This is a genomic window from Flavobacterium sp. MEB061 (assembly GCF_000834715.1).
GTDB lineage: Bacteria > Bacteroidota > Bacteroidia > Flavobacteriales > Flavobacteriaceae > Flavobacterium > Flavobacterium pectinovorum.
This window is the reverse complement of sequence record NZ_JXQR01000040.1, coordinates 335,393-351,916: the sequence shown is the minus strand read 5'-3', so window position 1 is coordinate 351,916 and position 16,524 is coordinate 335,393. Positions and strand designations below refer to the sequence as shown.

The following is a 16,524-nucleotide window of genomic DNA, read 5'->3' as shown; positions in this document are numbered from 1 at the left end:
AATTTTAGAATGATAATTTTAAAACTCCACCTAAAGATCTTTGCGAAGGGTTAGATCCAAATTCTCCAAAGTCTGAAAGTACACCAGTTCCATAAGTTCCTACTTCAGGATCTGTATATGGATTATCTCCCGGAGTCCACATGAATAAGTTTCTTCCATAAATACCAAGTGACATTTTGTTTAATCCGATATTTTTGGTAAAATCAGAAGAGAAGTTGTAAGTCAAATTAATTTCTCTTAATCTTATGTATGTTTTATCAATTACATGAGTTGGTTCGATGCCCGGATTATTTGAGGTATTGTAAAAGGTAGATACTTTATCCCAAGCTATAGGAGTTGTGTTTTCTGTATAAGTGATAACTTTTTTTTCTTCATTTGTTACAACATCTTTTACAACATCAATGTGTTCATTAACAGAATTAGGAACAATAAATGGATTTCTGTCATTATAAGTAGTTTCAATACCATTTCCTGTGAAATGAGATAGTCTTTTAGTATATGAATAAAATTCACCCCCTTGTTTCCAGTCTAATGAGAACCCTAGATTAAAGTTTTTGTATTTGAAAGTATTTTGAAGTCCCATTACAAAATCACGTTGCGAATTCCCATTTTTTTGAAGATCACCACTTACTTCATACAATCCTGTATCTGCGTTTACTACATATTGTCCTGCAGCATTAATTTTTGGAACTTGCGAATAAAATGTACCTATTGGCTCTCCTTTAGCAGCCGAATAAGTAATTCCATAGGCCGTTGCTAAATCAATTCGGTCAAAACCATCAGCTAGTTTAGTAACTTCATTAAGGTTTTTAGTAAAAGTGTAAGTCACGCTCCATGAGAAATCTGTATTTTTGATTGGACTTCCAGTAATAGAAAGCTCAATACCTTTATTTACAAGATCTCCGGCATTAATCGCCTTAGTTGTAAATCCGGTTGAGGGATCCAAAGGCAAGTTCACAATCAAATCAGAAGTTGTTTTATGATATAAGGCAATATCGTAACTGATTCTGTTTTTGAAAAATGATCCTTCTGCTCCAACTTCATATTCAATTGTAGTTTCTGGCTTTAATTCCGAATTACCAAGTTTTCCTGCGGCTTCATAGTAACTAATACCTCCAAGCGGAGATAAAATTTGTCCAAAATTAGCAGAAGCAACCCCTGAAACATATGAGTTTTCAGTTGAATAAGGACTAGTATCATTTGCAATTTTAGAAGCTGAACCTCTTAATTTTAAAAAAGTATCCCCATTATCAATTACGATAGCACCTAAAGATAAAGCTGGGTAAAAATAGGCATTGTTGCCAATCGGTAAAGTAGATGTAATGTCTTCCCTGCCCGTTAATGTAGCAAAATATTTATTTTTGAAAGCAAACTCTGCAGATGCATAAACCGCCCCGGTTTTTCTTAAAGTGTTAGTTTGCAAAATTTTTGCTCTAAATGGAGTGTTTGAAAGCTCATAGTAATTAGCAACTCCAAGATTTGTTATTGAATTTGTTAATTCATCAGATTCCCTTTTGTTATAGTTGAAACCTCCTAAAAGATTAAAATTCCAATTCTCTCCTAAATTAGTATTATAGTTAACATTGAAAAATGTATCAAACTCACTATATTCAGATCTGCCTTCTGTAACTCCACCTACAACTTTATTGGTTTTTGCAATAGCCTGTGGAGTTCCTGGAAGATAATCTACAATAGCTCCGTAACTTTTCAATCTTTCTTGTCTTAAGTTACCGCCCACTTGCCATGAAGCTGTAATTTTATCTGTAATTTTATAACTTAAATTTACGTTTCCAAAAATATTATTTCCATATATTTTTGTGCTGTTCTCATTAATTGAGAAATAAGGATTTGAAGAATAAGGAGTGAAATAATAATCCGGAGTATTAAAAATATTTCCTTTATAATCTCTTAAATCTACTACACTAATATCTCTCGGAATTTGCAGTAAATCCTGTTGTAATGTGGATCCTTGACCAGCATCATCACCTTGTCCTGTGTTTACAGCACTTTGATTTTTGTAAACATAATTCAACGCGGTTCTCAATGTGAATTTTTTCGATTTCAAACCACCATTAAAACCTAACGATTGTTTTCTGTATAAATCAGCATCAGTTGGTATAATTCCATCACTATTTACATTTGAAAACACCAAAGAGAAATCTGAAGCATCTCCTCCACCGCTAAGATTTATCGATTGTGTAGATAATAAACCTGTATCGTAAAAATCTCTAATATTATTTTTTAATCCAACATAAGGTTTAATTTGCTGACTGTTATTATATACAGTTCCCCAAGGTCTCACTTCTCCATTAAATGCAGGTCCCCAAGAACCATTTTCATTACTGTATGTGTTAGTTCCTGAATATCCGAGACCATTCCAGCCTTGTCCAAATTGATTTTGTAAGTGAGAAACTCTTGCTGCTTCGCTTAATTCTGTTGAAGCAAGCATATCAACTTTTATTCCTGAATTAGATTTTCCTTTTTTAGTTGTAATGATAATAACTCCGCCACCTGCTCTTGAACCATATAAGGCAGATGCTGCAGCTCCTTTAAGAACTGTCATGCTTTCTATATTATTAGGATCAATATCACTTACACCATTTCCTGAATCATAAGATCTTTTAGAAGAAGCAACTCCGTCATTACTCGTTCCTGTTGCTGTATTATTAATTGGAGATCCGTCAACAATATATAGAGGACCTGAATTTCCTGTTATGGTATTCAAACCACGAATAACAACTTTAGTAGAAGCTCCAGGCTGCGAGGGTGCAGTAATATCAACCCCGGCAATTTTTCCTGAAAGTGTTTCAAATGGATTTGTATTAACTACAGCCGTAAGCTGTTCTGATTTTAAAGTTGTCGTAGCATAACCCAAAGATTTTTTTTGTCTCTTAATACCAAAAGCAGTTACAACAACGCTTTCAAGTTCTTGTGCGGCAGCATCTGCTAATTTTACATTAATAACCGAGGAACTTGCCGCAATTTCCTGCGTTTTCATTCCGATATAACTAAATATTAAAATTTGATTTGATTCCGCTTTAATTGCATATTTTCCATCAAAATCAGTTTGCGCGCCAGTTTGAGTTCCTTTAATTAATACAGTTACCCCCGGCAATGGTATACCTGTATTGTCTGAAACGGTTCCTGTAATTTTTTTCTCTTGTGCAAATGTAAGCTGCATAGCAAAAGCAAAAAAAAGCATCCCAAATACCTTCATTTTTTGTTTCATTATTTTATCATTTTGATTAATTGAGCGCAACTTATCAAATTAATATAATTTTAACAAGAAAATATTATCATTTAACATTTAAAAAAGTAATCCAAAGATTACTTTTTGTTTTGAGTTTTTAGAAGAGTTTTATGGTAACATGTTTTCAGCAAAGCAGTTATATTATAAATAAAAGCTCTGATTTTGTAGGGATATTTTTTTAACAGCAAATTTCTATTAAAACTAAAAATGACAGTTTTTAAGATTTTCTACGTCAAAAAACAAATAATGATTTTTATCTATCTCTTCGTCTTACAAGCTTTGAAAATGCATAAAAAAAACCGTCCAAAAATCAATTTAAACGGTGGTCCTTTTATAATCTTCACTAAATAGGGTACTAATTCAAAATAGTTAAAAATAAATATAAGGAGGTATTTTTAACAGACTGAAATCTGTATTTATTTCTATAATAAAATGCAAAAGTAATGTTAGACTGAAAGTATTTATAGGGATAATACGTTTAAATAATAACAAATAAAGCCGATAGTTTTAAAACTATCGGCTTCTCTATTTAAAAATAAATGTGCTTTATAATGGACTTTGATCAATTAATGGATTGGCATCTATTTCTGCCTGAGGAACTTGGAATATGAATCTGTTATCTCCAACAGGAATATTGAATTTCCCAAAGGTTGCATGATTTGAGCCTGGATAATCTCTTGTCAGCGGCACCTTTAATCGTTTCATATCAAACCAGGCATATCCTTCGCCCCATAGTTCAATCCTTTTTTGAAGTATGATTTCATCTATTAAAGCTGTTCCACTATTGGTAGACAGGACATATGATGGATCTCTTGTTATAGTAATATCATATAAAACTTGTCTTGCACCAGGCTCATTTCCAGATTTTGCAAGAGCTTCAGCTTCTATATAATACATTGCAGCAGATCTTAAATAAATATAATCGCCGGCATCAACCGTTGGATCTCTAAATTTTATATTAGCATATTCCGGTAATGAAGGATATATTGTACTTCCGCCCGGTGCAACAAAAGCAGTTTTTCTATAATCAGTATCTGATATGCTATTATATAGATTTTTGTCAATATTTTTATAAATTTCTAATCCTCCAGCATATCCATCAGCGTTTGTATTGTCAAAATGAGAAAAGAAACTGGCCACAAAACTACTTTGTGCAGAAGTTATCGTTGCACCCCACATGGTATCTCCGTTAAGTGTAAGATCGTAAAAACCATTTAACCATACACTTTTTGATAACAATGGATAATTTTGTCTGGCGGCGTTAGCAAGTGGTGCAGCTTCAGCATATTTCCCCATTTCCAGGTAAACATCAGCCAAAAATGCTTGTGCAACACTTTGATTTACAGCAGCAACACCTCCACTTGGAATTCCTTCTAATAATTGAATAGATTCTAATAAATCTTTTTCAATGACAGCATACACTTCTGCTACAGTTGATCTTGGTGCACCTTCTAGAGTCACCTGAGTATAAAGCGGCACAGAAAGTTCATCTTCATTTCCAATATATGTTGGTCCATACATGCGGGCTAACATAAAATAAAAATAACCTCTTAATGCCAAAGCCTCTCCTCTAATTTTCTTCAGCTCATCGTCGGTCGCAGCATCGGCCGGAACCGCAGTCAATACCACGTTTACTGTTTTAATTTGTGGATAGTAGATACTCCACGCTAATCTCGATCTGCTGTTTGTTTGTTGTCTTCCCAAATAATTATAAAAAGAACCATACCAGCTTGATTTGGTCATTAGCATATCATTCGACATCATGTCTGTTGCTGCAAGTATTGATTTGTGTCCATAATCTTCATGATTTCCAGACACCGATAATCCGTAAGATCTAAGTGCAGAATAAACTCCGTTTATAATCGCTGCATTTGCAGCAGCAGATGTGGCAAGTTGTTCATCATTGATAGTTGACTCAGGCACTGTATCTAAAAAATCGTCAGAACAACCTGTGAATATGAACAATGACAATGTAAGTATAATTAATTTTCTCATGTTCTTAAAAATTTACTGTTAAACCAAAGGAAATAGTTTTCATAACTCCATATACATTTAAGGATTGCCCATTATTGGTTCTTGACCCCAGATTATTTAACCTTGGATCCATCCCTTTTCTTTCTGACCACAATGCTAAATTGGAACCCATTAAACTAAATTTAGTAGATTGAATTCCGATATCTTCAAGTCTGCTATTTTTAAAATCATATGATATGGAAACATCCTGTATGCTTAGATAATCTGATTTTATTAAGAAATAATCTGAAGCTGACATTTGTAAGGTTGAAATATGATCAATTCTCGGAATATCAGAATTTGGATTATCAACAGACCATGCTTTTTGTACATCTTTGTGATAATTTTGTCCAATATTGTCTGAACCTGAATACATGGCAGTTTGATAAACACCATCAAACATATATCCTCCAAATTGATAAGCAAAACTAGCCTGGAATGTTATGTTTTTATATCTAAAGATTGTTCCAAACCCTCCATATACATCCGGATTAGCATCTTTATCGCTTAAATATTGCGTTGAATTTCCGTAAACATTTGTTGTGGTTCGACCAGTTACGTTTCCGGAAGCATCTTTTACATCCATATACCATAGTGCATCTCCATTTGTTTTATCAACGCCTGCAAATTCTCTCAAATAAAATGCGTAAGCCGGAGCCCCCTCTTCAAAACGAAAAATTCCGTTTGTAAATGGACTTGGCAATGATGTCACTTCATTTTTATAATGAGTTCCGTTAACCCAAATATTAAAGTCAATATCTTCTGTTTTAATGGCATCAATTCCTATATTAACCTCTACACCTTTATTATTCATGTCACCGACATTCTCAGTAACAAATGAAACCCCTGTTGAAGGCGAATTTGGTTTATTATAAATTAAATCACTCACCTTTCTTTCAAAATATTCAGCTTCTATATTCACTCTGTTGAATAATTCAATTTCAAAACCAACATTCATATTGGCAGATTTCTCCCATTTAATATCCCTATTTCCCTGATATACTGTTAGAACACTTGCATTTCCATCAGCGTCTGGTACAATTTCATACTGGGTTTGGTAAGCATAGTAATTTCGTGCACTTCCAAAATAAGAACGATGGCTTATTTGTGATGTTCCCGGATAAAATATATTATCATTTCCTTGTTCACCATAACTACCTTTTATTCTTAAGTTTGTAATCACTTTTGACTTAGGGAAGAAAGATTCCTTCATTATCGACCAGGCAGCTCCAAAACCATAGAAATTACCCCATCTGTTTTCTGGTGCAAATACAGACGATCCGTCTCGTCTAAAACTGGCATTGATAAAATATTTTTCTTTGTAATTATAGTTTAACCTTGAAAAATAACCTTCAACATTATACAAATCGTTATATCCATCTACGTATACATATTTTGTTCCGTTGCTTAAAATAGGTAAATTTGGAATAACCGCTCCGGATTTTTGACCCGCCAACATTTTTGATTTGTAATCAGATGATTCATGTCCGACAAGGATATCCAGTGAATGACTTCCGAATGTTTTTTTCCAGGATAAAAGCTGCTGGTTTGTAATGGTGTAATCGTTTGATGTTGCGGTAGAATTTCGACCATTCACACCTTCATCATCTCCTCCTTCTCCAGTAGTGATATTTAAATAATATCCGGACAATAAATCATATCCAAGATTATATCTAAAATTAAAATCTTTAAAAAAATCGATCGAAACATATCCTCTTGCTCCAAATTTATTCTCTTCGTTTAAATTTGTATTTAATAATGTTGTGGCATAAGGATTAAGATTTGCTCCATACGGACGATCTCCTGAATCATTAAAATCATAAGCCCTATTACCATCCTGGTCATTTACAAAATTTCCGCTGGCGTCTCTTTCCCAAACAGGATAAATTGGCGCAATATTTCTTGCCCAGCTAAATAGGTTGCTATAAGTAGCAGATCCCACCTGAGATATTGGTGCATTTTGATCTGTATTGGCAAAGTTTAAATTTGTTCCCACTTTTATTTTACTGGTAACATTGTAATCGACATTTGCTCTAACGGTTGCGCGTTTAAAATTTGAATTAATTGTATATCCTTCATCTTTAAGATACCCCACAGATAAATAGGAACTAAGATTATCTGTACTGGATGATAAACTTAAAAAATGTTCTGTTCTTGTTGCATCTCTAAATAATTCTTTAGCCCAGTCATCGTGATATAATAATCTGGCATTAGGATTAAATTGTCCTGTGGCAGGATTAATTACCTGATCACTTGGCACATTGTAATTATTATAGCCTAATGAATAGGTATCTCCGCTGATTAAGGTTTGTGCTGCGATTGTTGATGCATCGGCAGCTGTTTCACCGTCGTAAATTAAACCATTTCTGATGCGGTTATAGACTGTTTTATAATAATCTCCCGGATCAGTAATCATATCATATTCAGGAACAGCTCTTGAGTTAACCCCTATTTTAGTTTCGTAAGTAACTTTTAATTTCCCTTTTTTTCCTTTTTTTGTTGTAACAATAATAACTCCGTTTGCTCCTCTGCTACCGTATAATGCGTTTGATGAAGCATCTTTCAGGAAACTGATAGATTCAATATCCTGAGTGGCTATAGCATTTATATCTCCGTTGTACGGAAAACCATCTACAACATACAATGGCGTATTTGAGGAAGAAATTGATCCGATACCTCTAAAACGTACTTGAGGCGGATCTCCGGGTTGTCCTGAGTTTGCACTAATTTGCACACCCGAAACTTTACCGGTTAAAGATTGAATTGCATTTGAGGCCTGAGTATTTTCTAAAGCTGCGGCATCAATTTTAGTAACCGCACCGGTAATCTCAGATTTTTTTTGAGTTCCGAAAGCTACTACAACCACGCCTTCGAGTTCCATAGCGTCTCCAAGTAGTTTTGCATTCACTGTAGTAGATGATGCAGGTTCTTCATTTGCTTTCATACCGATGTAGGTAAATAACAAAATTTGATCTGGTGAAGCCTTTATGGAGTACTTACCATCAAAATCAGTTTGTGTTGCATTATTTGTTCCCTTAACTGATACGGTAACACCCGGAATTGGCATACCTGCATTATCAGAAACGGTTCCCGAAACAGTTCTTTCTTGTGAAAATGCTAATTGAGATAGCATTAAAAGAAATACTATAAATCCTTTTAATTGTTGTTTCATCATTAATATTGTTTAAGGTTATTCATGCAAATTATTAAAAAATAACAATTTTAACAATATTTTAGCAGCGTTTAACAAATTAAAAAGATGAATTTACTTATTTAATTAGGAGAATCAATTTGTGTTAACAAAATTTTACGGGAAGAATTTATGAATATTCGATGTTTCAAAAAAATAAAAAAACCGTCTAAAATCCCTATTTCAGACGGTTTCACCTTTTATTTTTACTAAAAGCTTACTAATTCAAAATAGATAAAAATAAAAAATAAGTTCCCTATCATAGAACTATTTAGTCATATAATAAAATTACTACAAAAAAAATAGATTTACAAAATTAATCTACTAATTAACAGTATTTTACAAATAACACTTTAAATTATTAAGCATAAAAAAGCCGATAGTTTTTCAACTATCGGCTTCAAATAAAATTATTTTATTTCTACATTCTTTCCGGAACTTCGATTCCTAGCAAAGTAAATGCTGCTTTAATTACCTCAGCCACTTTTTGAGAAAGCTGTACTCTGAATATTTTTTTTGTTAAATCTGTTTCGCCTAAAATATGAACTGACTGATAGAATGAGTTATATTCCTTTACCAAATCATACGTGTAATTTGCAATTAAGGCCGGACTATGATTTTGCGCCGCATTTTGAATTACTTCCGGGAAAAGTTCAATTTGTTTTACCAATTCTTTTTCTTTTTCATGAAGCTCTTCTATTGCTGTTTTAGCTGAAAAATCAAAATCAGCTTTACGAATAATGGATTGGATTCTCGCGTATGTATATTGTATAAACGGGCCTGTATTTCCGGCAAAATCAACAGATTCTTCAGGATTAAATAAAATACGTTTTTTTGGATCTACTTTTAAAATATAATATTTCAAAGCACCAAGACCAATCGTTTTATATAGTTTTGCTTTTTCTTCTGCAGAATAACTATCCAGTTTTCCTAAACCTTCAGAAATTTGTTTGGCTGTATCTGTCATATCCTGCATCAAATCATCAGCATCTACAACAGTTCCTTCACGGCTTTTCATTTTTCCTGATGGTAAATCCACCATTCCGTATGACAAATGATATAAACTTGAAGCCCAGTCAAAGCCAAGTTTTTTCAAAATTAAAAACAAAACTTTAAAGTGATAATCCTGTTCATTACCAACTGTGTAAACCATTCCACCAACATCCGGCATGTCTTTTACACGCTGAATTGCAGTTCCAATATCCTGCGTCATATAAACCGCAGTTCCATCTGAACGCAATACAATTTTACGATCTAAACCTTCATCGGTTAAATCAATCCAAACTGAACCATCCGGATCTTTTTCGAAAACACCTTTATCAAGCCCAACCTGAACAACATCTTTTCCTAATAAATAAGTATTGCTTTCGTAGTAATATTTATCAAAATTGACTCCAAGATTGGTATAAGTGGTAGCAAAACCATCATAAACCCATTGGTTCATCATTTTCCAAAGATCTATTACTTTTTCATCACCAGCTTCCCATTTTTTCAGCATATCTTGTGCTTCAACAATAATTGGCGCTTGTTTTTTTGCTTCTTCTTCGGTTTTACCTGCTTGTACTAATTGATTGATTTCGGCTTTATAAGCTTTATCAAATTCAACATAATATTTACCAACTAACTTATCGCCTTTTAAATTTGAACTTTCAGGAGTTTCTCCGTTTCCGAATTTTTCCCACGCAAGCATAGATTTGCAAATATGAATTCCACGATCATTGATAATTTGGGTTTTATAGACTTTTTTACCCGAAGCTTTAATAATCTCAGCAACAGAATATCCTAATAAATTATTACGAACGTGACCTAAATGCAAAGGCTTATTAGTATTTGGCGAAGAATATTCCACCATAATTGCTTTTTCATTCGGATTCGGCGCTACATATCCAAATTTTAAATTGTCTTTGATTTCATTAAAGAAATTCAAATAATAACTATCAGAAATTACAATATTCAAAAAGCCAGACACAACGTTAAAGCGCGCCACTTCGGTTACATTTTCAACCAGATAATTCCCAATTTTATTTCCTAATTCAGCAGGATTGCTTTTAGTCATTTTTAACAAAGGAAAAATTACCATTGTAATATCGCCTTCAAACTCTTTTCTGGTAGTTTGAAATTCGATTTTATCAACAGTAACATCAAATAGTGCTTGTATTGATTTTTGTATAGAAGGTGTAAGAATTTGTGATAATGACATGTAAACTTATTTTTAAAGTGAGCAAAGATACTGCTTATTCACCAATTACAGAAAACGAAAAAGATATAAAATAACATATCCCGATTCGAATTTCTCAAAAAACGAATTGTTTTAGTTGTTAAAATTATCAAAAAATTAAAACGCTAATCTCTTATAAAATAGAGTATCTACGAAAATTTTAATTTTTAATTAATATTTTCCTGTAACAAATCGTTAAGGAAAGAGTCTTACTTAGAAAATCAAAAATAATTATACAAAGAAAATTACAAACAAAAATCATCATCAATCAATCAAAATAATCATTTACTAAACTATGAAATTAAAATTCTTTCTGTTCGTATTACTAGGGGTAATAACAACAGCACAAGCCCAAAATTCAGGAACAGTCTCGGGAAAAATTATCGAAAAATCGACTAACACACCAATTTCTTATGCTACAGTTTCGATTAAAGATAACGGAAAAGTAGTTTCCGGAGTTAATACCGATGACAATGGAGATTTCAGTATTAAAAACTTAGCTTTAAAAAGTTATACTATCGAAATTCAGTACATTGGATTTAGAAAATATATTGGCTCTGTTATTTTAAGTGATAACAAAAAAACAGCAACAGTAAATATCTCTCTTGAGGAAGAAGCAACTCAACTAAAAGGCGTGAACATCGTTAGTGAACGCTCAACAATTGAACAAAAAATCGATAGAAAAGTAATTACTGTTGGTAAAGATCTGACTACTGCGGGAGCTTCAGCATCAGACATTATGAACAATATTCCTTCTGTTAATGTTGATCAGGACGGAAAACTTTCACTTCGTGGAAATGATAATGTGCGTGTTTTAATTGACGGAAGACCATCAAATATTGATCCGGCACAATTGCTAAAACAAATTCCATCAACTTCAATCAAAAAAATTGAATTGATTACAAACCCAAGTGCTAAATACAATCCGGAAGGAATGTCCGGAATTATCAATATCATATTACACAAGAATGCCAATACCGGATTTAACGGAAGTTATAGCGGCGGAATCACTTTTGGGGAAACTGCAAAATACAATCAATCATTAGATTTAAATTATAAAACAGGTAAAGTAAACTTCTTCGGAAATGTGGGGCAAAATTTCGGGACGTATTATAATGATGGATTTATAAAAAGAGCAGATCAGGATATCGTTCAAAAAATTGATGTTGTAAATGATAATGATTCTTACCTGTATAAAATTGGAATGGACTATTTAATCAACGATCATAATACGCTTTCAATTTATACTAATCAAAATAAATCGAATGGAAAAGGTTTTGTAAACACTGATATTGATTACAATAATGTAACGGATTCTGACATATCAAACATTTATCAAAAATCAAAATATACAGGTCCGGACCGGGTGGGAACTTATAATTTAGCTTTCAAACACATCTTTAAAAAAGAAGGTCATACTTTAGATTTTGAAGCAAATTACAGCGACAATAAAGAAACTCAAAATGCTTCTTTTGATACACAGTCAACCAAAATTGACAATACTGTCAATAGCGTAATTTATGATGATTATATTAAAGGAACTCGTAAATTAAGCACTGTAAATGTTGATTATGTAAATCCCTTAAACGAAAAAACTACTCTTGAAGCCGGTGCCGAAGCCAGAATTACAAGAACAGGAAATGATTATATTACCGGAAACCCACTTGCTGCACTTCCGGTTTCTGACTACACTTACGATACTGATATTTATTCTGCATACGTAACATTTGGTCAGAAATACAAAAAATTCAGTTATCAGTTAGGTGCTCGTTTCGAAAGTTATAAAGTAGCTGCCAATTTAAATCATGGTCTTGAAAAATTTGATGATGACTACATTACTTTATACCCATCAGCTTATTTTACTTATAACCTGAACGAGAAAAATACACTTCAATTTAGCTACAGCCGTCGTGTAGATCGCCCAAGCTTAGAGCAGACAAAACCTATTCGTGAGTTTTCTACACCGCTAGTAACTTCATTAGGAAATCCTGAGTTAAGACCTCAGTTTACAAACTCTGTGGAAGTAAATTATACTAAAACTTTAGAAAAAGGAAGTTTTACTGCGGGCGTTTTTGTGAGAAGTATCAATGATCAGATTAGCAGAATATTATACCCTGATGAAGCAGATCCTAGCCAGGAAAAACAGATTATGACTTTCACCAATTATGATCATAATACAGCTTATGGTTTTGAGGTTTCATTTAATTATAAAATTACAAAATGGTGGGATATACAGCCATCTATTGATTTCTCAAGTATTAACCAACAAGGTGTTGTGTTTTTATATGATCCTCTGACAAAAACAAGTAGTCCTTTGGAAAGAAAAATTACTGTGTCTGCTTTTAACGGGCGTATGAACTCAAACTTTAAAGTAAATAAACGTTTAAGCTTTTTATTATTCGGTTTTTACAGAGGTGCTGTTGACGGATTGCAAAATAATAGTCATGAAATGTACAAAATGGACATTGGTTCACGTTATACATTGTTAGACAACAAGATGAATATCAGTTTACGTTTCAATGACGTATTTAATACAATGAAATATGCGTTTGACACTATGTATCCTTATCCACAATCAGGACAATTTAAATGGGAAAGTCAAACCGTTTATTTAGGATTAACATACAACTTTGGAGGTGCAAAAATCAAAAACCTGCAACGTAAACAAAGAGAAGACAACACTAATAAAGGTGGTGGTGGAATGTTTTAAATCCTTCTTTTATTAGTAGATTTTAATAGTTCTTGTAGAAAAGAAAAGCCTGGAGCATGCCAACTCCAGGCTTTTCTTGTTTTATTAATCGCCTTATAAAAAATTCTTCAGTTCTTTTATTTCTTCCGGATTGGCGGTTTCAGTCTTTCCGGTAATGGCAGATGAATGATAAAATGTAGGTTCTAATTGTTCCTGCAATAATTCAATATTTGAAGATCGCAAACCTCCTCCAGGCATGATTTCAATTCTGTCTTTTGCTAATTGCTGAATTTTGGCCAAAGTAAAAATCCCCTCTTCTACATTTATTCCCTGTCCTGAAGTCAAAATTGTTTTAAAACCACAATCAATTACATCTTCCAACGATTTTTCAATATCCTTAACTACATCAAAAGCCCGATGAAAAGTACAGGAAAGTGGATGCGCTAAGTGCACTAATTCTTTATTTTGCTTTTTGTTGACACTTCCATCCTCTTTTAAAATTCCAAAAACAAAACCATCAACGCCTAGTTTTTTATACTGCTTAATGTCTTGCTTCATCTCTGTAAGTTCCTCATCAGAATAAACGAAATTTCCACCGCGAGGTCTTATAATCACATGCATTTTAATACTCAGATTTTCGCGTACTTTGACTACCAAAATTGAATTTGGAGTTGTTCCGCCAAGCTGCATGTTTTCGCACAACTCAATTCGATCTGCGCCGTTTTCCTGAGCAATTAACGCTGATTCATAATTAAAGCACGCTATTTCTAGTTGATTTTTTTTCATTTTATTAAACACTCTAAATTAGTTTGTCATTTCTGTAAAACTCCATAACAAAATACTAAATTATAAAAAAACCTGCTCCATTCCAGAGCAGGTTTTTAAATATTATTTAAAACGAATCAAACTACCATTTAATAATAGCACTTGCCCACGTAAATCCACTTCCAAAAGCAGCTAAAACAACGGTATCTCCAGATTTGATTTTTCCTTGTTCCCAAGCTTCTGTTAAAGCAATCGGAATAGAGGCTGCAGTCGTATTTCCATACTTTTGAATATTATTGTGCACCTGATCATCCGATAATTTGAACTTATTTTGAATAAACTGAGAAATTCTCAAATTTGCCTGGTGCGGAATCAGCATGTCAATATCTGAAACCTGTAAGCCATTTGCTTCCAAACCTTCATTAATTACCTCAGCAAAACGAACTACAGCATTTTTAAATACAAATTGTCCGTTCATGTAAGGATAATAACTTTCGTCATTTGGGTCATTATCAGCCAAAATATCAGTTACCCAGCGTGCTCCCATTCCTGGTGCCTGCAACGCCAATTCTTCGGCATGTTGTCCTTCTGAATGCAAGTGTGTAGATAAAATTCCTTTTGTTAAATCTTCTTCACGGCTTAAAACGGCTGCTCCTGCTCCATCTCCAAAAATTACCGAAACACCACGTCCGCGGGTTGTCATATCCAGTCCTGTTGAATGAACCTCTGAACCAATTACCAAAATGTTTTTATACATTCCGGTTTTAATATATTGATCTGCAACTGAAATCGCATACACAAAACCCGAACATTGGTTTCTAACATCTAATGCTCCTACAGTTCTTAATCCTAAATCACGTTGCACTAAAACTCCGGGGCCAGGAAAATAATAATCAGGGCTTAATGTGGCAAAAACTACAAAATCAATATCTTCTTTGGCAACGCCAGAACGTTCTATTGCAATTTTAGCTGCTTTTACACCCATTGAAGTCGTAGTATCTTCTCCACGAATAATATGTCTTCGCTCCTGAATTCCGGTTCTTTCCTGAATCCATTCATCATTGGTATCAATTAACTTAGACAAATCATCATTGGTGACAACATTTGAAGGAACATAATATCCTAAGCCCGCTATTTTTGAATGATACATATTCTTTTTATTATTTGTTAAAAATTTGGATTGCAAATTTAAGTATACTTTAAAACATAAGCGTACAAATTACTATTTTTTTCGTTATTAGCAATTTAATTAAGTTTAATTATAAAGTAGATATTATTTTTTTATTGAAAGAAAAGCAGATTTTGGAATAAAAAACAGCAATAAATTAAAAAACCACAAACACATTTTGATGTTTATGGCTTTGTTTCTTATAAATAATTTAAGGCTAGAAAAACATTCTCTTCAAGCGGTAAATCAATTTCACTTTCAAAAAATACTAATTGTCTTTTATAAACCGATTCTATTAAATAATGATTTCCTCTAAAGTAAGTTCTACGAATTTTTACCGGCAATTTAGATTCGGGAACCATTTTAAATTGGTGCGGATAAACCAGCGTTTTATGCGTTTCATCTTCGTAAGAAACTAATAAATGAGTTGCAATTTCGTTTACCTCTCCAAAAAGTGAGGCTACATATTTAGTTTCGGGGTTCTCGTAAATTTTTGTTGGATTGTCTTTTATGACAACTTCACCGTTTCGCATTACAATTGCTTCATCAGCAAACGATAAAGCATCTGTACTATCGTGGGTTGCAATAATAACAGTAATTCCTTTTTGTTTTAAATATCGAAATAAATTTCTTCGTAAAGCATTTTTACGAAAAGCATCTATTTGGCTAAATGGTTCATCAAGCAGAATAACTTCCGGCTCTAAAGCCAAAACACGAACCAATGCTACCCTTTGCTGTTGTCCTCCACTTAAAAACTTTGCTTTTACATTAGAGAATTGATCCATTTCAACCATTTCCAATAATTCCTGAACACGAAGTTTTTTCATATTTGCAAAACCATTCGAAAGAAACTTTCCAACATTTTCTGCTACGGTTTCAAACGGGGACAAATCAAAATCCTGCGCCAGATATTTCATAAAAGGCATTCCTGGAACTAAATTATATTTTGGGCCTAAAATAGGTTTTTCATTATAGAAAATCTCACCTTCATCAAGATCATATAAACCATACATAAGTTTAAGCAGCGTACTTTTTCCGCAGCCACTTTCGCCAATAATAGCAATATTCTGACCTTTTTCTATGGTAAAAGAAACGTTATTAATAACCGATTTATCTGTATACGAAAAAGAAATATTTTTTATGTCGAGCATGAGTTATAATTGAGAGAGCAAATTTACAATGTTTAATTTCTAATGTCAAAAAAAAGCTGCTTCAATTGAAACAGCTTTTT

The 16,524-nt window shown here is 33.1% G+C and carries 8 protein-coding genes; 1 reads left to right on the top strand and 7 read right to left on the bottom strand.

The window, feature by feature from the left end; genetic code table 11:
* Positions 1–4: 4 nt before the first annotated feature.
* The 4 genes from RT99_RS17335 to argS all read right to left on the bottom strand — a co-directional run bounded on the left by RT99_RS17335 (position 5) and on the right by argS (position 10,653).
* Positions 5–3,229, bottom strand: a complete 3,225-nt coding sequence (locus RT99_RS17335) for a SusC/RagA family TonB-linked outer membrane protein (protein WP_052483717.1) — start codon at positions 3,227–3,229, stop codon at positions 5–7.
* A 567-nt stretch (positions 3,230–3,796) separates the two neighbouring features.
* Positions 3,797–5,245, bottom strand: coding sequence for a RagB/SusD family nutrient uptake outer membrane protein (locus RT99_RS17330; protein ID WP_042565978.1), 1,449 nt, complete (start codon positions 5,243–5,245; stop codon positions 3,797–3,799).
* A 4-nt stretch (positions 5,246–5,249) separates the two neighbouring features.
* Positions 5,250–8,435 carry a SusC/RagA family TonB-linked outer membrane protein gene (locus RT99_RS17325; protein ID WP_052483716.1) on the bottom strand — a complete coding sequence of 1,062 codons (3,186 nt, stop codon included), beginning with the start codon at positions 8,433–8,435 and terminating at the stop codon, positions 5,250–5,252.
* A 439-nt stretch (positions 8,436–8,874) separates the two neighbouring features.
* A complete protein-coding gene (argS, locus tag RT99_RS17320; RefSeq protein ID WP_042565977.1) occupies positions 8,875–10,653 on the bottom strand; it encodes an arginine--tRNA ligase in 1,779 nt (592 codons plus the stop codon).
* A 313-nt stretch (positions 10,654–10,966) separates the two neighbouring features.
* Between argS and RT99_RS17315 the strand changes: the two genes are divergently transcribed.
* Positions 10,967–13,381 carry a TonB-dependent receptor domain-containing protein gene (locus RT99_RS17315; RefSeq protein ID WP_042565976.1) on the top strand — a complete coding sequence of 805 codons (2,415 nt, stop codon included), beginning with the start codon at positions 10,967–10,969 and terminating at the stop codon, positions 13,379–13,381.
* 93 nt (positions 13,382–13,474) lie between these two features.
* Here RT99_RS17315 and RT99_RS17310 read toward each other — a convergent pair whose 3' ends face one another.
* The 3 genes from RT99_RS17310 to RT99_RS17300 all read right to left on the bottom strand — a co-directional run bounded on the left by RT99_RS17310 (position 13,475) and on the right by RT99_RS17300 (position 16,444).
* Positions 13,475–14,146 (bottom strand): copper homeostasis protein CutC, encoded by a 672-nt coding sequence (locus tag RT99_RS17310; protein WP_042565975.1) that lies wholly within the window; start codon positions 14,144–14,146, stop codon positions 13,475–13,477.
* A gap of 121 nt (positions 14,147–14,267) precedes the next feature.
* Positions 14,268–15,275, bottom strand: a complete 1,008-nt coding sequence (locus tag RT99_RS17305; RefSeq protein WP_042565974.1) for a 3-oxoacyl-ACP synthase III family protein — start codon at positions 15,273–15,275, stop codon at positions 14,268–14,270.
* A gap of 218 nt (positions 15,276–15,493) precedes the next feature.
* Positions 15,494–16,444, bottom strand: a complete 951-nt coding sequence (locus tag RT99_RS17300; protein WP_042565973.1) for an ABC transporter ATP-binding protein — start codon at positions 16,442–16,444, stop codon at positions 15,494–15,496.
* Between the last annotated feature and the right edge of the window lie 80 nt (positions 16,445–16,524).